Genomic DNA, 21,746 nt, shown 5'->3' on the forward strand with positions numbered 1-21,746 from the left:
GTTCGTCCGGAAATCAGGAGGGGTCGGGTGTGACTCCGGTCAGCTCGGCCGTCACCACCCACAACCTGCGGGCCAGCACCTGGTCGCGGGCGTCGGCTGAGGCACGCGCGCGGCCGGGGGAGCCGAACAGCTCGAACACCCCACCGGGGCCGAAGTACTCGCCGCCGCGCACGTCGGGCATGGTCGCCGCGTAGAGCTGGGGCAGCGCGCCCGTCACGGTGTCCTGCGAGATCACCTGGTTGACCAGGTCGGCGCCGCGCTCCAGCACCTTGCTGCCGCGGGCGCGGGCCATGTTGTTCGACAGCTCGCTCTTGGTGAAGCCGGGGTGCGCCGCGACGCTGAGCACCTCCGAGCCCGCCTTCGCCAGCCTGCGGTTGAGCTCGAAGGCGAACAGCAGGTTGGCGAGCTTGGACTGGCCGTAGCCGGTGACGGGGCTGTAGCGGCGCAGCTCGAAGTTGAGGTCGTCCACGCGCAGCCCGCCCCTGCGGTGGCCGATCGAGGACAGCGTGACGACGCGCTCGGTGATCGCGGGCATCAACAGCCAGGTCAGCGCGGCGTGCCCGAAGTGGTTGGTGCCGATCTGGGACTCGAAGCCGTCGGCGGTCCTGCGCAGCGGCGGACCCATCACGCCCGCGTTGTTCATCAGCACGTGCAGCCGGTCACCGGTGAGCTCGCGGATCTCCTCGCTGGCCTTGCGCACGGAGGACAGGTCGGCGAGGTCGAGCTGCACCAGTTCCGGCAGCTCCCCGGTCGCCACCTCGCTGACCTGGGCGAGCGCCGAGGTCCCTCGTTCAGGGGAGCGGCAGGCGAGCAGTACCCGTGCGCCGTGGGAGGCCAACGCCGTCGCGCTGGCCAGACCCAGGCCCGAGTTCGCCCCGGTGATCAGGATCGTTCTGCCCGACTGGTCGGGGATGTCGGCCGTGGTCCACTTCGACATGTCTCATGCCTACCTGTGAGTAGCCAGTCCTGCCAGTGCGGATTGTCAGGGTGTCAGGCGCTCAGCGCGAGCTTGCGCAGCAGTCCGCTGAGCGGGGAGCAACGCGGCGCGACGGGCTTCGGCGCGCTGCGCACCAGGCCGAGCAGCGCGGCGCCGATCCGCTCGATGTTCTCGTCGGAATCGCCCGCGCAGGCGAGTTCGGCCGCGAGCGCGAGCATGCGGTGCTCCCGGGCGAGCGAGGCGGCCGGGACGGGGTTGGCGTCGAGCACCCGGCGCAGCGCGGGCTCGGTCTCGGCGGTGCGGTGCCACGCGGACGTGACGGCCTCGACGAGGTCGCCGCCGGTGCGCTCGGCCTCCAGCAGCGCGAGGTCCACGCGCGAGGTCAGCAGCAGCATCCAGCGGTAGTGCAGTGCCTGTGCGACGCCTTCGGCGGTGCTGAGGTCCTCGATCGCGTTCATGCTCGATCCCGCAAGCGGATCTTCGGTGACCACCGGCAGCTGAGTGTCCGGGTGGGTGCAAGCGGTGGCCACTGCCGCGTCCAGCGCGTCGCGGCGACGGTAGAAGTCGTCCCAGCTCATGGCCTGCCTCCCAGTCGTGATCGCGGTCATACTCTTGGTTTGCGCCATACCGTCGGTATGGCCGACACGGTCACCATACCATCGGTACGTACTCTCGGTATGTCGTAGTGTTGTGAGCATGGCGACAGCGCGGCCGCGACGGGTGGACTATTCGGAATCCACGAGGAAAGCCCTGGTGAACGGGGCCGTGGTGCTGTTCACCGAGCGCGGCTACGCGGGCACGTCCCTCGATGAGGTGTGCAAGCGGGCGCGGGTCACCAAGGGCGCGCTCTACCACCACTTCAGCGGCAAGCAGGGCCTGTTCGAGGCCGCGTTCGACGCGGTGGAGCAGGACATGCTCGGCCGGCTCGCGGAGATCGTCTCGCAGCCCGGCGACGTGTGGCAGACCTCGATGGAGGGCCTGCGCGCCTACCTCCAGGTCTGCCTGGAACCGGCCTACCAGCGGATCGTGCTGCACGAGGGGCCGGTGGTGATGGGCTACGAGGCGTGGAAGCAGGCCGAGGAGCGCTTCAGCTTCGGGCTCGTCCGCACGGCGGTGAGCGGACTCATGGACTCCGGGCTGATCGGCGAGCTGCCGGAGGAGCCCATGGCCCGGCTGCTCTTCGGCGCGCTGGCCGGGGGCGCGACCATGATCGTCGCAGCCGAGGACCAGAAGAAGGCCAGCGAGGAGATCGGCCGCTGCATCGAGAGCGTGGTGGCCGGGCTGCGCGCGCTCAAGGAGACCGGGTGGACGGATCGCGCGGTCACCACTGGGCAATGAGTGGCGTGCGCCACTAAGTTCGGTGTCCGTGGACTTCCGGATCTTCACCGAGCCCCAGCAAGGGGCCACCTACGACGACCTGTTGCGCGTGGCTCGCTGTGCGGAGGACGCGGGGTACGACGCGTTCTTCCGCTCCGACCACTACCTGAAGATGGGTGGGGTCACGGGGCTGCCCGGACCGACCGACGCGTGGATCACGCTGGCCGGGCTCGCGCGGGAGACCTCGCGCATCCGGCTCGGCACCCTGATGACGGCGGGCACCTTCCGCCATCCCGGGCCGCTGGCGATCTCCGTCGCGCAGGTCGACCACATGTCCGGCGGGCGCGTGGAGTTCGGCATCGGCTCTGGCTGGTTCGCCGAGGAGCACACCGCCTACGGCATCCCGTTCCCCGACGTGCGCGAGCGCTTCGACCGCTACGCCGAGCAGCTCGCGGTGATCACCGGGCTTTGGCAGACCTCGGAGGGCGAGACCTTCTCCTACTCCGGTGAGCACTACCAGCTCACCGACTCGCCCGCCTTGCCCAAGCCCGCACAGCGTCCGCACCCGCCCGTGCTGATCGGTGGGCTCGGAGCCAAGCGCACGCCGAAGCTGGCCGCGCGCTACGCCGACGAGTTCAACGTGCCCTTCGCCGACATGGACACCGCGGTCACGCAGTTCGAGCGCGTAGCGGCGGCTTGCGCGGAGAAGGGCCGCGACCCGCGCTCGGTGGTCCGTTCGGCCGCGCTCGTCGGCTGCGTCGCCAAGGACGGGGCAAAGCTCGCCGAGCGCGCCGCCGCGATCGGCCGCGAGGTCGAGGAGCTGCGGCGCAACGGCCTCGCCGGATCGCCCGCCGAGGTCGTGGACCGGCTCGGGCAGTGGAAGGACAAGACCGGGATCACCCGCGTCTACTTCCAGATGATGGACCTCGACGACCTGGACCAGATCGAGCTGATCGCCACCGAGGTCTTCCCGCAGGTCTAGGTCAAGAGATTCTGGGTCATGAAGCCCAGGAGACCGACCAGTGTCGCGGCGGAGAGGACCACGCTCCGCCGCGACGCGATCAGCCAGATCTCGAAGAGCACGACCGCGCCGACCGCGAGCACCGTGGCGACCGGCTTGCCCGTGTCCTTGGCCAGGAACGGCAAGAGCAACGCGGCCAACGCGCACAGCACGTAACCGGTCTTGGCCAGCAGGCGCGTGCGCGGCGTCTCAACCATCCAGCTGCCCAGCGTGACGCGCGGGTCGGCGTTGCCGTCGGCGTAGAGCGGGTACGCGGGCTGGAGGTAGGGGACCTTGCCCGCCAACGACTCCGCGCCCCAGTGCACGCGCCGCCCCGCCATCCGCATCGTGCCGTCCCACCGCAGCTTGCTGTTGCGGCCGCCGTCCACGTCCATCTCGGCCTCGGGCAGTTCGACGCCGTCGGGCAGCGGGAACTCCGCGTCGTGGCTGAAGACGATCCGCTCGCCGGGCAGATCGCCGAAGTTGCTCTCCACCGCGTCACGGCTCTTCGCGGGCCAGCGCTGGTGCGCGTTCAGCCACGCGAAGCTCGGGTCCACCGGAATCCAGCCCGTGCCCGCGACGTGGAACTCCGCCCACGCGTGCGCTTGGAGCCGCCCGTTGGCCCACGTGCCGAAGACGGTGCGAGCCGGGATGCCGAGCGAGCGGCACCACGCGACGAAGAGGAACGCGAACGCGCCGCAGTCCCCGGACTTGTCCCACAGCATCGCCTCGGCGCCGAAATCGCCGGTCGGCCAGCGGTACTGGTAGCGGTCGCTGACCAGCTCGTGGAAGAACGCCCGCGCGATCTCTTCCGGATCGGTGCGGTCCTCGGCGAGCCGGAGCGCCTCCGCGCGGATGGGCTCCGACAGCGGGACGAGCGCGGTCGACGCCGTGTACCCGGCGCGCTCGTCCTCGGACAGCTCGGGCGTCGCGCGCGCCGGATCTGCTTGGTGCACAAGAACTTCCGCGCGCATGCTGGCTCGACTGCCGGGCGGCACGGTCACCAGCCACGCGTCGTCGGTGCTGCCGTGCGGAGCGGGCTCCACGGTGCAGGACGTGACGGTCTGCCGCGCGGTGTCGGGCAACCGCGCGAGCACCAACGTCATCGGCGATTCGCTGTGGTTGTGGATGGACCACGTCAGGCGGCGCATATCCGGGCTCTCCATGGGTTAGTGCAGCTGGCCCGCGATGTCGGACGCGGCGGCCAGCACGATCAGGACGGGAACCGTGGCCTGCGGGCGGAGCCGGTAGCTACCGCGCCCATCCTGCTCCACGATCCTGGCGCCGGTGAGCGCCTTCAGGTGGTGGTAGAGCTGCCCGGTCGAGCCGAGCCCCGCCGCCGCCTGCAACGCCGCCGCGGGCTGAGGGCCTTCGGCGGCCAGCAGCCGGACCACCGCCACCCGCACCGGGCTGCCGAGAGCCGCGATGACCTCGGTGCGCGGGCCATCGGGCAGGCCGAGCAGCGGCTCCGGCTGGACGCGGATCTTCCACGCCAGCTCGTGGTGCAGTGTCACCGCGCCCTCGTAGGCCAGCAGCCCGCCGCCGTCCTCCCGCACGGGCTCCGGCGCCGCCGCGCGCCCCTCCAACGCGGCGACCCGGAGCTCCAGCTCGGCGACCCGGGCGGCCAGGTCGCCGTCGCCCGGAGTTGTCTCGGTCATCCCCCGAGAATGCCTGGTCGCGTCCCGAGCGCTTCGGCCACCCTCCGCTGCCACGCCCGGTCGAACGCCGCGCTGAGCACCAGGTCGATCAGCGCGCGCTGCTGGGTGAACTCCGCGAGCGTGAGTCCCCGGAACAGGATCGCGCCCGAGCTGACCGTGCCGTCGGTGCGCCGGGCGCCGAAACCGAAGGTCAGGATGCCACCGGAGAGCGATCCGCCCTTGAAGCCCAGCGCCTCGAAGCCAGGCCTGGGGTTCGGGCCGAACGAACGCTCCAGGTGCGTTCTCGCGAGGGGCGCGGCCGGGGCGGGGCGGTAGTTCCCGGTAGCCAGCGCGCGGTGCAGCTTCGCCAGGTCCTGCGCCGGAGCGGCCCAGCTGCGCTCCGCCCACGGCGCGAGCCCCTCGAAGCCCGGCAGCTTCGGGTAGAGGTTGGCGATGACCCACTCGCGGTACTTCGGGTCTCCGGCGTAGCGCTTCGCGAGCTTGCGACCGGTCTCCTTGCGGTCCTCGGGGTCCTTGCCGTGCAAGGCGATCAGCATCTCGCCGCTGATCATGCGGACGTCTGCGCGCGCCCAGCCCGCCACGGCGGCGGCGCGGCGCAGCTCCGGTTCGCCGAGCAGCACTGCGAGGTAGTCGGTCGCGGCGTTGTCGCTGAAGGTGATCATCGCGAGCGCGAGGTCGTCCAGGCTCACTTCGCGCTGCGGGTCGGCGGCGTAGAGGCCGCTCGGGTCCAACGGGATCTTCAGGTGCTTCAGCGCTGCGGGATGCGCTCCGCCGTCCATGTTGGGCAGGTAGTGGGCCTCCCAGTCCGCGATCCGCACGCGACGCTTCGGGTCCGAGCGGCGCTCCGCGACGGCGGTGGCGTAGGCGGCCAGGTGCACGACCTTCATCGCCGACGCCAGCGGCTGCGCTGTGTCCGGGCGGTGCCGGACCACGCTGCCCTTGCCGTCGTCGAGGTGCGCGCCGACCTTGTTCCTGTTGCCGCGCAACCACTCCAGCCAGGCCTCCGGCGTCGTGGGTGCGCCTGCTGGTGCGGCTTGTGCGAGGCCGGGCAGGACGAGCGCCGTGGGCACGGCCAGTGCCGCCGCGCCGAGCAGGTGCCTTCTGCTGAGCATGCTGATCTCCCCCTCTGTTGTTCCGTAATTCCGGAATAGTAGAGGGGGGTTGGCGGGGCGTCTAGTTCTGCAGCGCGAAGGTGATGCCGGGGGCGGTGGGCTCGGTACGGGCGATGTTGAGCTCGCTGACCTCGATCTCGCCCTCCAGTGCGGCCAGCACGGCGCGCTGGGCCAGCGGCAGCGCCTCGGCGACGGTGACCTGGCGGCCGACCTCCTCCGACAGCGAGGTCACGCCGACGCCGGTCAGGCCGCACGGCACGATCCGGTCGAAGGCCTTGGTGTCCGGCTCGCAGTTGAGCGAGAAGCCGTGCATGGTGACGCCGCGCTGCACCCGGATGCCGATCGCGGCGATCTTGCGCTCCAGGCGGGTGGCGTCCCCGGCGAGCCAGACGCCGCTGCGCCCCTCGACGCGGCCGACATCGAGGCCGAAGGACTGGCAGACCACGATGAGCGCCTGCTCCAGCCGCCGCACGTAGTTGACGACGTCGACCGGATCGGTCAGCCGGATCAGCGGGTAGCCCACGAGCTGCCCCGGCCCGTGCCAGGTGATCTCGCCACCGCGGTCCACGTCGACGACGGGGGTGCCGTCGTCCGGGCGGTCCGACGGCTTCGTGCGCTTGCCCGCGGTGTAGACGGAGAGGTGCTCCAGCAGCAGCAGCTGGTCCGGTCCCTCGTCGTTGGCGCGCGCCTCGGCGAGTTCGCGTTGCAGGTCCCACGCCTCGACGTAGTCGATCAGCCCGAGGTGGCGGACCTCGACGGGAGCGCTCGTGGCGCGGCAGGAGATGTCAGGACGACTCACGGTTCAACGGTACTCCTCTGCCGGGAGGCCACACCGCTGCTGAGACGAGCAACCCAACGCCCAGCGCGCCCATGAAAGCGCCGATCACATCGGTCAGGTAGTGCACTCCGAGCATCACCCGGCACGACGCCGCCAGCAGCACCACGAACGCGAGTGCTCCGGGCAGCCAGCGCGCCAGTTCACGGCCGCTCCACACGATGAGCACCACCACCGTGATCGCGACGGCGGTGACGGCGGTGACGTGCCCGCTGGGGAAGCTCTCCCCGGGGAAGATGCGCGGTCGGGGGCGCGTGAACACGGCCTTGAGCTGCACGACCGCCCACGACAGGCCGAGCACGAGCGCCGCGCGGACGACCACTCCGGCTCGGGCGTTGTCACCGACGCCCGTGTAGTAGCCGAAGCCGAAGACCAGCCCGACCATCAGTGTCAGCGCGAGGGCGGGGCCGAAGACGTCGGTGACCGGCTTGATGATCCGGCCGAGCAGCTCGTTGTGTTCACCGCGAAAGGCCTCGACGAACCAGACGTCGATCGTGGGCGGGTGCGCGTTGACCAGGCTGCCCAGGACGAGGCACGCGGCGAGCAGCACTCCGCCGACCGTCGCGAGCAGGGGCCTCGATGGAGCCGTCAACGGTCCACCGCGGCGTCGAGGGCTGCTTCGAGCGTCGGGTGCTGGAACTCGTAGCCCACGCGCTCCAGGACGGACGGCACAGCGCGCTGGCCGATCAGCGCGCCCTCGTCGGCGAACCCGCCGAGCGCCAGGCGCAGCGCGAAGCCGGGCACCACCCACGGCGCGGGCCGCCCGAGCGCCTTGCCCAGTGCGGCGGTGAACTCGGAGTTGGTCGCCGGGAGCGGCCCCGTGAGGTTCACCGGCCCGCTGATCGACTCGTTCTCCAGCACGAAGCGGATCGCGCCGACCTCGTCGTCCAGCGAGATCCACGGCATGTACTGCTGACCGCTGCCCAGCCGGCCGCCGAGCATCATCGAGAACAGCGGCCTCAGCTGGCCGAGCAGTCCGCCCGACGGCGAGAGCACCAGGCCCGTGCGCAGCATCGCCACCCGCGCTCCGCCGACCTGCGCGCGCTCCGCCGTGTGCTCCCACTGCTCGCACAGATCGGCCAGGAAACCCGCACCGGCGGTCGCGGTCTCGTCGACCACGCGGGAGCCGGTGTCCCCGTAGAAGCCCACCGCCGAGCCGTTCACCAGCACCGGCACCTTGCGCTCGGCCACTGCCTCGGCCAGCAGGCGCGTCGGCTCGATGCGGCTGCTGAGCAGGGCCTTCTTGCGCTCCTCGGTCCACCGGCGCTCGCCGATGCCCGCCCCGCACAGGTTCACCACGGCGTCCGCGCCGTCCAGCGCCCCCTCGTCCAGCTTGCCCGCGTAGGGGTCCCACCCCCGCTCGTCCGGGGCGGCCGGCTTGCGGCGAACCAGGCGCAGCACCTCGTGCCCGGCCTGCCGCAGCACCGGGATCAGGGCCGAGCCGATCAGGCCGGACGAACCGGCGATCACAACGCGCATACCCCGATGTTCCCCAACAACCCGCCACCTTGCACACCTCGACCCCACAAGATCGAAACTGCCTCTTTGGCCGATGCCGACAAAAGGCCCCCGGGACCGTGGTGGTCCCGGGGGCCTTTCTGCGGTGCGGAGCGCGGGTTACAGACCCAGGTCGGCCTCGAAGGAGCCGTCCTCGAGGCGCTGCTTGATCGTGGTGAGGAAGCGCGCGGCGTCCGCACCGTCGACCAGGCGGTGGTCGTAGGACAGGGCCAGGTAGACCATCGAGCGGATGGCGATGGTGTCGCCGCCCGACTCGTCGGTCACCACGACGGCGCGCTTGACGACCGCGCCGGTGCCCAGGATGCCCACCTGCGGCGGCATGAAGATCGGCGTGTCGAAGAGCGCGCCGCGGCTGCCGGTGTTGGTGAGGGTGAAGGTGCCACCGCTGAGCTCGTCCGGGCCGATCTTGTTGGTCCGGGTGCGCTCGGCGACGTCGGCGATCTTGCGGGCCAGGCCCGCGATGCTCAGATCACCGGCGTTGTGGATCACCGGGACCATCAGGCCCTTCTCGGTGTCCACGGCGATGACGAGGTTCTCCTCCGCGTGGTAGGTGACCTCCTTCGCCTCTTCGTTGATCTCGGCGTTGAGCACCGGGTGCTGCTTGAGCGCCTCGACGGCCGCCTTGGCGAAGAACGGCAGGAAGGACAGCTTGACGCCCTCGCGGGCCTCGAACTGGCCCTTCGCCCGCTGGCGCAGCCGCGCGATCTTGGTGACGTCCACCTCGACCACGGTGGTCAGCTGCGCGGTCGCCTGCAGCGACTCCCGCATCCGGCGCGCGATGACCTGGCGCGGGCGGGACAGCTTCTCGGTCTTGCCGCGCAGCTCCTGCGCCTTCGCCGACGGCTGAGCGGTAGCCGGGGCGGCCTTCGGAGCAGCGGCAGCGGCGGGCGCGGGGGCCGGAGCCGCCTTCGCCGCCTTGGCCTCCTCGACCGCGGCGAGAACGTCCTGCTTGCGGATGCGGCCGCCGACCCCGGTGCCCTTCAGGGCGTTGAGGTCGATCCGGTGCTCGGCGGCCAGCTTGCGCACCAGCGGCGTGACGTACGGCGAACCGCCGCCGTCACCGTTGGTGCTGGCCTGCTCCTGCTGCGCGGCGGCAGGAGCGGGCGCCTGGGCCGGAGCCGCCGGAGCGGGCTTGGGCTCCTCGGCCTTGGGGGCCGGAGCCGGTGCCGCCGCCGGAGCTGGCGCGGGCGCCGGGGCCTCGGTCTTGGCGGCGGGCTTGGCGTCCGCGCTGCCGATCACCGCGAGCTTCGCGCCCACGTCGACGGTCTCGTCCTCACCGACGACGATCTCCAGCAGGGTCCCCGCGGCGGGCGAGGGGATCTCGGTGTCGACCTTGTCGGTGGAGACCTCCAGCAGCGGCTCGTCGGCCGCGACGGTGTCGCCGACCTGCTTGAGCCACCGGGTGACGGTGCCCTCGGTGACGCTCTCGCCCAGCGCGGGCATGGTCACGTCGGTGCCCTGTGCCGAACCGCTCTGTGCCGAACCGTTCTGTGCCGAACCGCCCGACTGGGCGGGGGCCGGGGCGGACTCCTGCTGAGCGGGAGCGGGCTCCGGCTCGGGCTGGGACTCCGGCTCGGGCTCGGGAGCGGACGCGGCCTGCGGCTCCGGGGCGGACTCGGCGGACCCGCCGCCGTCGCCGTCCCCGATCACCGCGAGCTCCGCGCCCACGTCCACGGTCTCGTCCTCGGCGACGACGATGCGCTGGAGCACACCCGCCGCGGGCGAGGGGATCTCGGTGTCGACCTTGTCGGTGGACACTTCGAGCAACGGCTCGTCCACCTCAACCCGGTCGCCCTCCTGCTTCAACCACCGGGTGACGGTGCCTTCGGTGACACTTTCTCCCAGGGCAGGCATCTGGACTGAGAAGGCCATCTCTCGCTGACTCCTCGCGCTTTCGTGGCTCGTGTGGCTGACTTCGCTTCGTGCCGACGTCAGCCGTGCACGTGCAGCGGCTTGCCGGCCAGGGCGAGGAAGGCCTCGCCAAGGGCTTCGTTCTGGGTCGGGTGGGCGTGGATGAGCGGGGCGACGTCCTCGGGGAACGCCTCCCAGCTGTAGATCAGCTGCGCCTCACCGATGAGCTCGCCCACGCGCTCGCCGACCAGGGTGATACCGACAACGGGACCCTCGGGGGCCTTGACCAGCTTGACGCCGCCCGCGGTCTTGAGGATCTGGCTCTTGCCGTTGCCCGCCAGGTTGTACAGGTAGGTCTCCACCGAGGAGCCGTACTTCTCCTTGGCCTGGGCCTCGGTGAGGCCGACCGAGGCGACCTCGGGCTTGCAGTAGGTCACCCGGGGGATGCCCGCCTCGTCGATGACGCGCGGGTTCTGGCCCGCGATGTCCTCGGCGATGAAGATGCCCTGCTGGAAACCGCGGTGCGCCAGCTGCAGGCCGGGAACCAGGTCGCCGACGGCGTAGACGCCCGGCAGGTTGGTGCGCAGGCGCTCGTCGGTGAGGACGAAGCCGCGCTCCATGGTGACGCCGGCCTCCTCGTAGCCGTGGCCCGCGCTGTTGGGGCCGCGGCCGACCGCGACGAGCAGCACGTCCGCTTCGAGGGACTCGCCGGACTCCAGGCTGACCTGGACACCGGTGTCGGTCTGGGTGGCACCGCTGAAGCGCACGCCGGTCTTGAAGGTGATGCCGCGCTTGCGGAAGGCGCGCTCCAGCTGCTTGGAGGCCCACTCGTCCTCGGACGGGACCAGGCGGGGCAGCGCCTCGATGATGGTGACCTCGGCGCCGAAGGAGCGCCAGACGCTGGCGAACTCCACACCGATCACGCCGCCACCGAGCACGACCGCCTTCTGCGGCACGTAGTCGAGGTTGAGCGCCTGGTCACTGGTGATGATCCGGCCGCCGATCTCCAGGCCGGGCAGGCTCTTCGCGTAGGAGCCGGTCGCGAGCACCACGTTCTTGCCGGTGTAGCGCTGCCCGTTCACCTCGACGGTGTTCGGGCCGACGAAGGTGCCCGCGCCCTCGACGAGGGTGACCTTGTTGGCCTTGGCCAGGCCCTGCAGGCCCTTGTACAGGCCGCCGACGATGCCGTCCTTGTACGAGTTGACCCCGGCCATGTCGATGCCCGCGAGCGAGCTCTTCACGCCGAACTGGTCACCCTCGCGGGCGTTGTCGGCCACCTCGGCCGCGTGCAGGAGGGCCTTCGTCGGGATGCAGCCGCGGTGCAGGCAGGTGCCCCCGAGCTTGTCCTTCTCCACCAGGACGACGGACAGGCCGAGCTCGGCCGCGCGGAACGCGCAGGCGTACCCGCCCGAGCCGCCGCCGAGGATCACGAGGTCGGCGGAGGTGTCGGTCACAGCATCTCCTCTGAGGAGGCAACGGTTTCGGTTGCTAGGTCTCTGCGCCCGTGCGCGCGCGTGGCGTCACTCGGGCAAGCGCCATCTTGTCACCTGTTCGGCTCTGTTGGCGACGCGGCCCGTCAGCGAGTCCCCGTGCCGTCCGCCGGATGACAACCGATGGATCGCAACGGCGGCCCCACACGCCTACTGGCAAGATCTGGCGACCAGGTGAAGGAGGCGTCGCGATGGGTCTTTTCGACCGGTTCCGGAAGCGGCAGAAGCCGGGGACGCTGCGAGGATCGTCCAACGACGACACCGGCCACCTCGTCGCGTGGGCCAAAGAGCGGCGCGGCGTCGAGGCCTACGTCGAGCCCAAGACCACGGTGACGGAAACCACTGTGGTGCTCATCGCCCACGACGGCGAGTGGACCCGCAGGCGCGTCGACGGCCCCGAGGGCGCGCGCAAGCTCGGCAAGAAGCTCAGCATCCCCGTCTACGACGTCGCGCTCGTCGGCTACCCCAAGCGGATGCGCGACTACACCGAACGCCAGCGCGCCCTCCGCAAGCGCGCCCAACGCGACGACCTCACCTGACGCGCCTTCCTCCGGTCGGCGTTGCGCTGCGCCCTGCTCGCGCTGCGCTCCGGCTCGCTGCGCTCCGGCTCGCTGCGCTCCGGCTCGCCGCGCTCCGCGAATGCCTCGTTTGGTCCGCTGAACGCCCTCAATGACTCATTCAGGTGGTTCACCGCGCTGAATGAGTCATTGAGGTACTTCAACGTCCTGAACGGGTCATTCGGGTACTTGAGCGCACTGAACGGGTCGTTCAGGGCGCGCTGAGGACCTGAAAGGGTCATTCAGGGAGTTGAGGTACCCGAAGGGGTCGTTCAGGGCGTTGAGCGAACCAAACGAGGCGTTCGCGACGTGGTGGGCGAACCAAACGAGGCGTTCGCGACGTGGTGGGCGCACCAAGTGAGGCGTTCGCTGGGGTGGAGAGTGCACTGAACGGGTCGTTTGGTGCGTTGAACGCACTGAACGGGTCGTTCGGGGAGGTGAAGTACCCGAACGACCCGTTCAGTGCGTGATGAGGTGCGTGAAAGGTGCTGAGTGATCAGCCGTTCTCGGCGATGTCGGCGAGCACGGCCGCGAGGGTGCGGACGGGGGTGCCGGTGCCGCCCTTGGTGGTGTAGCCCCACGCGCCGCCGGTGTTGAAGGCGGGTCCGGCGACGTCGACGTGCGCCCACTGGACGCCCTCGGCGACGAACTCGCGCAGGAAGATGCCCGCGGAGAGCATGCCGCCCCAGCGGTGGCCGGTGATGTTGGCGAGGTCGGCGACGTTGGAGTTGAGGTCGGCGCGCAGCTCCTCGGGCAGCGGCATGGCCCACGCGTGCTCGCCGACGTTGCGGCCGAGCTCGGCGACGCGGTCGCGGAACTCGTCGGTGCCCATGACGCCCGCGGTGCGCTTGCCGAGCGCGACGACCTGCGCGCCGGTCAGGGTGGCGGTGTCGACGAGGTAGTCGGGGCCGTCCTGGCAGGCGCGGACCATGGCGTCGGCGAGGATGAGGCGGCCCTCGGCGTCGGTGTTCTGCACCTCGCAGGTCTTGCCGCCGAGGAAGGTGAGCACGTCACCGGGGCGGTAGGACTCGCCGCCGGGCATGTTCTCGGCCATCGGCACGGTCGCGATGACCTCGAGCGGGTACTTCAGCTTCGCGGCGAGGACCACGGTCGCGACGACGGCGGCGGCACCGGCCATGTCGCTGGTCATGTGGTGCATCTCGGCGGCGGGCTTGATGGAGATGCCGCCGGTGTCGAAGGTGATGCCCTTGCCGACGAGCGCGACCTTCTTGCGCGCCTTCGGGCCCTTGTAGCTGAGCCGGACCAGGCGCGGCTTGCGCGAGGAACCGCCGCCGACGCCGAGGATGCCGCCGTAGCCGCCCTTGCGCAGCGCCTTCTCGTCGAGCACCTCGACAGTCAGGCCCGCCGCCTCGCCGAGCTTCTTGGCGCGCTCGGCGAAGGACTCGGGGAACAGGTCGTTGGGCGGGGTGTTGACGAAGTCGCGCGCGGTGATCACGGCTTCGGCGATCGCGGTCGCGGCCTTGAGCTTCGTCTTGGCGGCCTTGTCCTTGGCGCCGGCGGCGGTGGTGAACTCGACCTTGGCGGCCTTGTCCTCGGACTTCTCGGACTTGTACTCGGTGAAGGTGTAGCCGCCGAGCACGTGACCCTCGACGGCGGCGGTGAGGTCGAGCGAGCCGAGGGTGTTGAGCACGCGAGCGGTGCCGTTCAGCGAGCGCGCCACGGCACCGGCGGCCCTGCGGACCTGCTCGGCGGAGACGGTGCCCTCGTCGTTGGCGGCGCCGACGCCGACCGCGACGACGAGCGAGGCGGAGAGCTTGCCGAGCGAGGGCAGCTTCACGACCTCCTCGGCCTTGCCGGTGGCGCCCAAGGTCTCCAGCAGCTCGACGAGCTTGCCGTCGAAAGCGGCGTCCACCGCGGCCGCGCCGTCGGCGAGCGCCAGGCCGTCCGGCCCCTGCACGGTGCCGATGACGACGGTGTCGGTCGCGGCGGTGGTGGGGTCACTGTCGGTCAGCGCTAGCTTGGGGACGGTCACGCTTGCTCCTCGTCATGGCCCGGCGCCGGTGCCGGACCTGGTCGCTGCTTCGAGTCGATCACTGGAAAGGCCAGTTCGCTACCGGATGGTAAACGCGAACAACGTCCACGGGGCCGTCAGGTGGCTGTGCGTGACCGTGATGCGGGGCATACGGTTGCGCGCGTGGCGATGCTGGAGGTTCGAGCGTGTTAGAGCCGCGCCAACACACCAACACCAAGACCCGGTTGCCCGGCGTTGTCGTGCTGGGCATGGGCGCCATGATCGGCCTCGGCCCCTTCCTGCTCCTGGCTCCCGCAGCCGCTGGGGCGGGAACGTGGTTGCTGGCGGGGCTTCCGCTCGCCGCGATCGCTGCGCTCTGCGCGATGTACTCCACCTCCGAGCGCTCCTCGATCCGTGAGCACATGGGCCGCTGGCCCGGGCGTGTCGCGGCCACCGGGCGGTTCGTGGCGCTGGGCTGCCTCGCGGTCGTGCTCGCGACGACCTTCGGCCAGTACTGCGGTCAGTACCTGGCGCCCGACCAGCCGCGCGTCGCCGCGTTCGCGGTGCTCGCCGTGGCCGTGCTCGGCAACGCGAGCGGCTTGCTGCGCTGGGGTACCGGGCTGGCGTGGCTGATCGGCGGAGTCGTGCTGGTCGTGCTCGTCCTGGTGATCGCCGCCTGCCTCGCCGTCCCGCCGCCGCCCGCACCGCTCGGCACCTCCGCGCCACCGGCAGGAGATCCGCGCAGCCTGATGACGGCGGCCGCGGTGCTGTTCCTGGGCTTCGCCGGGTTCGAGCGCGTCACCGCACCGGCGAAGGACGAGCCGCAGCACGGCTGGCGCACCACGCGCCGCTCCATCCCGGTGATCGTCGGGATCGTCACCGCGCTCTACGCGCTGCTCGCGATCGGGCTGCTGCGCCAGCTCGGCCCGGCCCGCTTGGCGCTCTCGCCCACTCCGCTGCGCGACGCGGTGATCGCCGCAGACGGAGCGGTGATGGTGCCGTTCGTCGAGTTCGGCGCCGGAGTGGGGCTCGCGTCCTGCCTGGTGCTCGTGCTCGCGGCGATGCGGCGGATGGTGGTGGAGGCGGCGATCGAGCGCGAGGTCGCGACGTCGCTGGCGGCGATCGCCCGCGCGGGCCGGACCTGGCCGGTCGACCTCGTCGTGGGCGGCTTCGTCGCGCTCGCCCTGCCGCTGCTCGACACCACAGATGCCGTGCACCTCGCCGCGTGCTGCGTGCTGGTGCACTACGCGTTCGCGAACGCGGCGACCCGGGTGGAGCTGGTCGAGCAGGACCGGACCGCGCCGATGCGCACGGCGTGCTTCGGGTTGGGGATCTCGGTGATGCTCGCAATGAGCCTGCCGCCGATGACCTTGCTCACCACGCTCGGCGTGCTCGCTGCGGGTTCGTGCCTGGGGGCTTTGATTTCCCAGCGTTGGCGGTAGTTTCTCGCGTTGTGACGGAGACGCTGCGCACCAGCCCCCTTGCCGCTGCCCACGCCGAGCTCGGCGCCACGTTCGCCCCGTTCGGCGGGTGGGAGATGCCGATCCAGTACACCGGCGGCGGAGTCGTCGCGGAGCACACCGCGGTCCGCGAGGCGGTCGGCGTCTTCGACGTCTCGCACCTGGGCAAGGCCCTCGTCGCGGGCCCGGGCGCGGCCGAGTTCGTCAACTCCTGCCTGACCAACGACCTGCGCAAGATCGACGCGGGCCAGGCGCAGTACACGCTGTGCTGCGTGGAGTCCGGCGGCGTGGTCGACGACCTGATCGCCTACCTCGTCAGCGATGACGAGGTCTTCCTGGTGCCCAACGCGTCCAACACCGCTGAGGTCTGCCGGATGCTCTCCGCCGCCGCTCCCGAGGGTGTCGCGGTGACCGAGCAGCACGCGGACTACGGCGTGCTCGCGGTCCAGGGGCCGAAGGCCTCGGAGCTGCTGGAGGCGCTCGGCCTGCCGACGAAGCTGGACTACATGGCCTTCGCCGACGCGGAGTGGGAAGGCCGCACGGTTCGCGTCTGCCGCACGGGCTACACCGGCGAGCACGGCTTCGAGCTGCTGCCGAAGTGGGACGACACGCCCGCGCTGTGGTCGGCGCTGCTGGCCGCCGCGGAACCGCTGGGCGGTCGGGCCTGCGGTCTCGGCGCGCGTGACACGCTGCGCACGGAGATGGGCTATCCGCTGCACGGCCAGGACCTGTCGCTGGAGATCAGCCCGGTGCAGGCGGGCTCCGGCTGGGCGGTCGGCTGGAAGAAGGACTCCTTCTGGGGCCACGAGGCGCTGCGCGCGGAGAAGGCGAACGGCCCGGCCCGCAAGCTCTTCGGCCTGCGCGCGCTGGAGCGCGGTGTGCCCCGCTCGCACATGAACGTGCTGAACGCGGCGGGGGAGAAGGTCGGCGAGTCCACCTCCGGCACCTTCTCGCCGACGCTGAAGATCGGCGTCGCGCTGGCGCTGCTGGACACCTCCGCCGGGGTGAAGATCGGCGACGAGCTCACCCTCGACGTGCGCGGGCGCTCGCTGCGCTGCGAGGTCGTGAAGCCGCCGTTCGTGCAGACCAACGTCAAGTAGTGGCGGGACGGCTCTGGGCGCCGGGCGAGGAGGTCCTCTACGCCTTCCGGCGCATCGATGGCAGCACCGGCTCGGTGGCTCCGGCCCGCGTGCTCGCCGACGACGGCGAGCAGTTGGTCTGCTGGGTCCCGGACGGCACGCCCGTGCGCACCACCCGGGTGCCAGGCGGCGGGCACGCGCGCGACGTGCCGCTGGAGCAGCGGTTCCGGGTGGGGCGCGTGCCCGTGCGCTCGGCCTGGATCGGCTCGTCCACGTTGCGGGTGGTCTTCGAGCAGGAGTGGTCCAGCGTCTGGTGGTTCTTCCTGCCCGACGGCACCTTCCTGAACTGGTACGTCAACCTGGAGATCCCGCTGGGGCGCACGGACACCGCCGTGTGCCGCGTGGACGGCGTGCTCGACGTCGAGGTTCTACCGGACCGCAGCTGGTCGTGGAAGGACGAGGACGAGGCGATCGAGGCGCTGGCCGCAGGGAAGATCACCCAGGAGCAGCTTGACCGGCTGCGCGCGGAGGGCGAACGGATGATCGGTCTGGCCGAATCCGGGCTTTTCCCTTTCGATGGGAGCTGGTGCGAGTTCCGGCCGGAGCCCGGCTGGCCGCTGCCGACGCTGCCCGACGAGGTGATGGAGGAACGCTGACGTGCTCTCCGCCGAGGACTTCCGAGACGTGGCACTGAACCTGCTCGAGTCGGAGGAGGTGGAGACATGGGGGCACCCGACGTTCCGCGTCCGCGACAAGATGTTCGCGGCGATGGACGGCGACGGGCACCGCGCCACCGTCAAGACGACCCCGGAGGAACAACAGGCGCTCGTCGCCTCGGCGCCGGAGGTCTACGCGGCCGCGGACTACGTCGGGCGCTACGGCTGGGTGAGCGTTGATCTCCGCCTCGCCGACCCGGAGGAAATCGGCGAGCTGGTCCGCGAGGCGTGGCGGCGCACCGCTCCGCAACGCCTGGTGAGCATGCACGACGCGGCGGAATCCAGGTCCGCGCAATAGTCGGGCGTCCGATGTTCGGGATCGCGATGTTCGGAAGCACATCCGAAGGTTTATCGTGCTGCCATGACGACAGCGCCCTTCTCCCGGACCTCCAACCCGAACCCCCTTTCGGCGGAGCGTCGGGCGCAGGTACTCGCCAAGCCCGGCTTCGGGCAGTACTTCACCGACCACATGGTCACCGTCGACTGGGACCGCGAGCGCGGCTGGCACGACGCGGCCGTGGTGCCCTACGGCAGCTTCCCGCTCGACCCGGCCGCCATGGTGCTGCACTACGGCCAGGCGATCTTCGAAGGCCTCAAGGCCTACCGGCAGCCCGACGGCTCCATCGCCTCGTTCCGGCCCGAGGCCAACGCGGAGCGCTTCCGCGCGTCGGCCCGCAGGCTCGCGATGCCGGAGCTGCCGGACGAGCTGTTCCTGGGATCGCTGCGCGAGCTGGTCGACGTCGACCGCGACTGGGTGCCCGCCGCGGGCGGTGAGGAGTCGCTGTACCTGCGGCCCTTCATGATCTCCACCGAGGCAGGGCTGGGCGTGCGCCCCGCCTCGCAGTACCGCTACCTGCTGATCGCCTCACCCGCCGGCGCGTACTTCGCCGGTGGCATCAAGCCGGTCAGCGTCTGGCTGAGCACCGAGTACGTGCGCGCGGCCCCCGGTGGCACCGGCGCGGCGAAGTTCGCGGGCAACTACGCGGCCTCGCTGCTGGCCCAGGCCCAGGCCGCCGAGCAGGGCTGCGACCAGGTCGTGTGGCTCGACGCGGTGGAGCGGCGCTGGGTGGAGGAGATGGGCGGGATGAACCTCTGCTTCGTCTTCGGCTCCGGCTCCGACGCGCGCGTGGTCACCCCCGAGCTGACCGGGACGCTGCTGCCCGGCATCACCAGGGCCTCGCTGCTGGAGCTGACCGCCGACCTGGGCCTGCCCGTCGAGGAGCGCCGCATCTCCACCGACGAGTGGGAGAAGGGCGTGGCCTCCGGCGAGATCACCGAGGTCTTCGCCTGCGGCACCGCCGCGGTGATCACCCCGGTCGGCCGGGTCAAGCACGCGGGCGGCGAGTTCACCATCGGCGAGGGCGGCTCCGGCGAGCTGACCATGAAGCTGCGCAAGCGGTTGACCGACCTCCAGCGCGGCGCGCTCGAGGACAGCCACCGCTGGATGACCCGCCTGGGCTGATCTTGTCGTGATCAGGGGCTCCGCCGGACTGTCGGCGGAGCCCCTGTTTTTGGGTACTCCGGTTACGCCTGCTGTCCGGTCGCGGCCACGACGATCTCGCGGACGCACACCCGCTGCGGCTGCTCGTAGGCGAAGCGGATGGTGGCCGCGACGTCCTCGGCGGTCAGCACGTCGTTGGCCTCCTTCCACGCCTGGTAGTCGGCCTTGATGCCGTCGTCGCTGGTGTGCGAGAGCAGTTCGGTCTCCACCGCGCCGGGCGCGATCGTGGTGACGCGCACGCCCTTGGCGGCGACCTCTTCGCGCAGGTTCTCCGACATCGCGTGCACCGCGAACTTGGTGCCGCAGTAGACCGTGTGGTTCGGGAAACCCTTGCGGCCCGCGACCGAGCTGACGTTGATCACGGTGCCCCTGCCGCGTTCCACCATGCCCGGGAGCACCGCGTACACGCCGTTGAGCAGGCCGTGCACGTTGACGTCGACCATCGTCCGCCACTCCTGCGTCGGCTGATCGCCGATGCGGCCGAGCAGCATGACGCCCGCGTTGTTCACGATGGCGTCGACGGGTCCGTGCTGGAGTTCGGCTTCGGCGACCGCGTCGCTGACGGCTTGCGCGTCGGTCACGTCCACGGCGCGGCAGAGGGTGTTGGGCAGCTTGAGGTCCTCAAGGCGGTCCAGGCGGCGGGCCAGCAGGAGCAGGGGGTGGCCCAGCTCCGAGAAGGCCCGCGCCGTCGCTGCGCCGATCCCGGAGCTTGCCCCGGTGATCACGATGAGCGGCTTGGTCATTGATCACACATAGCCGACGGAACCGGTGCTTCAAAAATCCAGTTTCACCGACAGGACAACGAGAACTGCCGTCGTGGCGACCTCGCAGCAGGCGCCGAGAACGTCGCCGTTGACGCCGCCGAAGCGCTTGGTCGTGTGCTTCAGCAGGCCGAGCACCGCGCCCGTCGCGCCGAGCACCGCGAGCGGTCCCAACCACGGGTGCACCAGGGCCGCCGCTGCCGCGAGGACTGCTGTCCAGGTGAGGGGCACGAGCACGTGCTGCGTGCCCGCGACGAGCGCTCCGAGGCCCTTCTCCTGCGCCGGTGGCACTCCGCGACGGCAGCCCCAGCCGAAGGCCACCCGGCCCGCTACGGCGGCGATCGCGATTGCGCCCCAACGGTTCTGGCCGATGAGGGCACTGATCGCGGTGGCCTGCGCGGCCAGGTTCACGATCAGCGCGACCACCGCGAACGGTCCGGCGGCGGGGTCGTGCATGACCTTCAGCGCTCTGTCCGGGGGCCCGTAGCACCCCAGGCCGTCCGCGACATCGCCCAGCCCGTCCACGTGCATGCCCCGCGTGGTGAGGGCTAGCAGTCCCACGACGAGCACTCCGACCAGCAGCGGCGCCAGGCCGACCGCCGCTCCGCCCCACGCCGCCGCTGCCGCCGCTGCGCCGAGCACCAAGCCGACGAGCGGTGCCACCGTGATCGCTGTGCTCGCCGTCCTCCTGTCGACGTGCGCCGCGCCCATCGGCAGCACGCTCAACATCGAGAACGCCGCCCGCACTCCGCTCACTGTTCTGGGCTAGAGGTCGAGTGGCGGCGCGACGGTGTACTTCGGGGGCGCGGGTTCCGGGTCCGGGACGGGCTCAGGCTCGGTGAACTGGGGTTCGGGGGTGACTGCGGTTTCAGCGGAGGTGTCGTTGGACGTGTCGTTGGAGGTCACGCCCGCGTCGGCGAAGGTGGCCATCTCGGCGAGGATCTTGGTGGCGGCGGTGAGGACGGGCAGCGCGGTCAGGGCGCCCGAGCCCTCGCCGAGGCGCATGCCGAAGTCCAGCACCGGCTTCAGGTCGAGGTGGTCGAGCACGATCGTGTGCGCGGGCTCGACCGAGCGGTGCCCTGCGACCCACCATTCGCGCGAGCCGGGGGCAAGCTCCTCGGCGACCATGGCGGCCGCGCCGACCACGACGCCGTCGAGCACCACGGGAGTGCGGCGCGCGGCGGCTTGGGCGAGGAAGCCCGCCATGGCGGCGATGTCGGCTCCACCGGCAGTGCGCAGCAGACCGACCGGGTCGGCGCCGACCTTGCGGGCCCGGCGGAGCGCGTCGCGGATCGCCGCGGTCTTGCGGATCCAGCCCTGGTCGTCGATGCCCGTGCCGCGCCCGACGACGGCCACCGGCTCCGACCCGGTCAGCGCCGCGATCAGCACGGCCGACGGCGTGGTGTTGCCGATGCCCATGTCCCCGGCGACGAGCACGTCCGCTCCGCCGTCGATCTCCTCGTCGGCGATGTCGCGGCCCGCGCGGATCGCGGCCGCAGTCTCCTCGGCAGAGAGAGCGTCCTCGCGGTCGATGAGGCCGGAACCGTTGCGCACCTTGTACTTGCTGACCATCGGGGCGGTTTCGCCCGCGACCGCGATGTCGGCGACGCGCACGGTCGCTCCCGCAGCGGCGGCGAGCACGTTGACCGCCGCGCCCCCCGCGAGGAAGTTGGCCACCATCTGCGCGGTGACCTCGCTGGGGTAGGCCGAGACGCCCTGCGTGGCGATGCCGTGGTCACCCGCGAAGACCACCACGCGGGCGCGCTCGAACGGCTTCGGCGGGCACACGCCCTGGCAGGCCGCGACCCACGCGCCCAGCTCTTCGAGGCGGCCCAGCGAGCCCTGCGGCTTGGTCAGCTGCGCGTGCCTGGCCACCGCGCGCTCGCGGACCTCGTCGTCGGGCGGGGTGATCGGCGGGAAGACACCTGCGTCCTCCACGGCCATGCCAGCGCTGTGCTCGGGCACTCGAACCTCCATATCCG

Annotated in this window: 22 protein-coding genes; 8 read left to right on the forward strand and 14 right to left on the reverse strand. The window is 71.2% G+C overall.

All coding sequences use genetic code 11. The features are described from left to right. Nucleotides 1-13: 13 nt before the first annotated feature. Nucleotides 14-937, reverse strand: a complete 924-nt coding sequence (locus tag ABD798_RS15005) for an oxidoreductase (protein WP_344875049.1) — start codon at nt 935-937, stop codon at nt 14-16. 53 nt (nt 938-990) lie between these two features. Then, the gene (locus ABD798_RS15010; protein ID WP_344875051.1) at nt 991-1,515 is read right to left on the reverse strand and encodes a hypothetical protein; all 525 of its coding nucleotides are present in this window, start codon (nt 1,513-1,515) and stop codon (nt 991-993) included. A gap of 118 nt (nt 1,516-1,633) precedes the next feature. On the opposite strand from ABD798_RS15010, the gene ABD798_RS15015 reads away from it, so the two are divergent. After that, on the forward strand, nt 1,634-2,275 hold the full coding sequence (locus ABD798_RS15015; protein ID WP_344875053.1) for a TetR/AcrR family transcriptional regulator: 642 nt from the start codon (nt 1,634-1,636) through the stop codon (nt 2,273-2,275). Between the two features lie 28 nt (nt 2,276-2,303). Beyond that, entirely contained in the window at nt 2,304-3,236 is a 933-nt protein-coding gene (locus ABD798_RS15020) for an LLM class F420-dependent oxidoreductase (protein ID WP_344875054.1), read from the forward strand. Here the strand turns inward: ABD798_RS15020 and ABD798_RS15025 are convergent. The 8 genes from ABD798_RS15025 to lpdA form a co-directional block, all read right to left on the reverse strand. Continuing rightward, nucleotides 3,233-4,420: a transglutaminase-like domain-containing protein gene (locus ABD798_RS15025; RefSeq protein WP_344875057.1), complete on the reverse strand. Its 1,188-nt coding sequence runs from the start codon at nt 4,418-4,420 to the stop codon at nt 3,233-3,235. The two genes, ABD798_RS15020 and ABD798_RS15025, sit on opposite strands and share 4 nt — an antisense overlap. 3 nt (nt 4,421-4,423) lie before the next feature. Next, on the reverse strand, nt 4,424-4,912 hold the full coding sequence (locus ABD798_RS15030; protein ID WP_344875059.1) for a helix-turn-helix domain-containing protein: 489 nt from the start codon (nt 4,910-4,912) through the stop codon (nt 4,424-4,426). Then, a complete protein-coding gene (locus ABD798_RS15035) occupies nt 4,909-6,024 on the reverse strand; it encodes a serine hydrolase (protein WP_344875061.1) in 1,116 nt (371 codons plus the stop codon). Before ABD798_RS15035 ends, ABD798_RS15030 begins: the two co-directional genes overlap by 4 nt. A 61-nt stretch (nt 6,025-6,085) precedes the next feature. After that, nucleotides 6,086-6,823 carry a lipoyl(octanoyl) transferase LipB gene (lipB, locus tag ABD798_RS15040; RefSeq protein ID WP_344875063.1) on the reverse strand — a complete coding sequence of 246 codons (738 nt, stop codon included), beginning with the start codon at nt 6,821-6,823 and terminating at the stop codon, nt 6,086-6,088. Beyond that, nucleotides 6,810-7,451: a phosphatase PAP2 family protein gene (locus ABD798_RS15045; RefSeq protein WP_344875065.1), complete on the reverse strand. Its 642-nt coding sequence runs from the start codon at nt 7,449-7,451 to the stop codon at nt 6,810-6,812. The genes lipB and ABD798_RS15045 overlap by 14 nt, the downstream gene beginning before the upstream one ends. Further along, the gene (locus ABD798_RS15050; RefSeq protein WP_344875067.1) at nt 7,448-8,338 is read right to left on the reverse strand and encodes a TIGR01777 family oxidoreductase; all 891 of its coding nucleotides are present in this window, start codon (nt 8,336-8,338) and stop codon (nt 7,448-7,450) included. The genes ABD798_RS15045 and ABD798_RS15050 overlap by 4 nt, the downstream gene beginning before the upstream one ends. Before the next feature lie 138 nt (nt 8,339-8,476). Then, nucleotides 8,477-10,249: a 2-oxoglutarate dehydrogenase, E2 component, dihydrolipoamide succinyltransferase gene (gene sucB, locus ABD798_RS15055; RefSeq protein ID WP_344875069.1), complete on the reverse strand. Its 1,773-nt coding sequence runs from the start codon at nt 10,247-10,249 to the stop codon at nt 8,477-8,479. A 59-nt stretch (nt 10,250-10,308) separates the two neighbouring features. Continuing rightward, complete coding sequence (gene lpdA / locus ABD798_RS15060; protein ID WP_344875071.1) at nt 10,309-11,682, reverse strand: dihydrolipoyl dehydrogenase; 1,374 nt, start codon at nt 11,680-11,682, stop codon at nt 10,309-10,311. A gap of 227 nt (nt 11,683-11,909) precedes the next feature. On the opposite strand from lpdA, the gene ABD798_RS15065 reads away from it, so the two are divergent. Further along, nucleotides 11,910-12,257, forward strand: a complete 348-nt coding sequence (locus ABD798_RS15065; protein ID WP_344875073.1) for an oxidoreductase — start codon at nt 11,910-11,912, stop codon at nt 12,255-12,257. 514 nt (nt 12,258-12,771) lie between these two features. Here ABD798_RS15065 and ABD798_RS15070 read toward each other — a convergent pair. Beyond that, a complete protein-coding gene (locus ABD798_RS15070; protein ID WP_344875075.1) occupies nt 12,772-14,268 on the reverse strand; it encodes a leucyl aminopeptidase in 1,497 nt (498 codons plus the stop codon). Nucleotides 14,269-14,453: 185 nt separating this feature from the next. On the opposite strand from ABD798_RS15070, the gene ABD798_RS15075 reads away from it, so the two are divergent. The 5 genes from ABD798_RS15075 (at nt 14,454) to ABD798_RS15095 (ending at nt 18,964) form a co-directional block, all read left to right on the forward strand. Beyond that, nucleotides 14,454-15,689, forward strand: coding sequence for an APC family permease (locus tag ABD798_RS15075; RefSeq protein WP_344875077.1), 1,236 nt, complete (start codon nt 14,454-14,456; stop codon nt 15,687-15,689). Nucleotides 15,690-15,700: 11 nt separating this feature from the next. Then, nucleotides 15,701-16,807, forward strand: a complete 1,107-nt coding sequence (gene gcvT, locus ABD798_RS15080; RefSeq protein ID WP_344875079.1) for a glycine cleavage system aminomethyltransferase GcvT — start codon at nt 15,701-15,703, stop codon at nt 16,805-16,807. Further along, a complete protein-coding gene (locus ABD798_RS15085) occupies nt 16,807-17,442 on the forward strand; it encodes a DUF402 domain-containing protein (protein WP_344875081.1) in 636 nt (211 codons plus the stop codon). The genes gcvT and ABD798_RS15085 overlap by 1 nt, the downstream gene beginning before the upstream one ends. Nucleotide 17,443: 1 nt before the next feature. After that, nucleotides 17,444-17,800: an MmcQ/YjbR family DNA-binding protein gene (locus tag ABD798_RS15090; protein WP_344875083.1), complete on the forward strand. Its 357-nt coding sequence runs from the start codon at nt 17,444-17,446 to the stop codon at nt 17,798-17,800. Between the two features lie 63 nt (nt 17,801-17,863). Next, complete coding sequence (locus ABD798_RS15095) at nt 17,864-18,964, forward strand: branched-chain amino acid aminotransferase (RefSeq protein WP_344875085.1); 1,101 nt, start codon at nt 17,864-17,866, stop codon at nt 18,962-18,964. 62 nt (nt 18,965-19,026) lie between these two features. Here the strand turns inward: ABD798_RS15095 and ABD798_RS15100 are convergent, their stop codons facing one another. From ABD798_RS15100 to cobT, 3 genes are read right to left on the reverse strand one after another with little or no spacing between them, the layout of a single operon-like run. Beyond that, a complete protein-coding gene (locus tag ABD798_RS15100; RefSeq protein WP_344875087.1) occupies nt 19,027-19,746 on the reverse strand; it encodes an SDR family oxidoreductase in 720 nt (239 codons plus the stop codon). Nucleotides 19,747-19,776: 30 nt separating this feature from the next. Beyond that, nucleotides 19,777-20,520 carry an adenosylcobinamide-GDP ribazoletransferase gene (locus ABD798_RS15105; RefSeq protein WP_344875089.1) on the reverse strand — a complete coding sequence of 248 codons (744 nt, stop codon included), beginning with the start codon at nt 20,518-20,520 and terminating at the stop codon, nt 19,777-19,779. A 9-nt stretch (nt 20,521-20,529) separates the two neighbouring features. Beyond that, nucleotides 20,530-21,708, reverse strand: coding sequence for a nicotinate-nucleotide--dimethylbenzimidazole phosphoribosyltransferase (cobT, locus tag ABD798_RS15110; protein ID WP_344875760.1), 1,179 nt, complete (start codon nt 21,706-21,708; stop codon nt 20,530-20,532). Nucleotides 21,709-21,746: the final 38 nt, after the last annotated feature.

The organism is Allokutzneria multivorans (assembly GCF_039537405.1).
GTDB classification, from domain to species: Bacteria; Actinomycetota; Actinomycetes; order Mycobacteriales; family Pseudonocardiaceae; genus Allokutzneria; species Allokutzneria multivorans.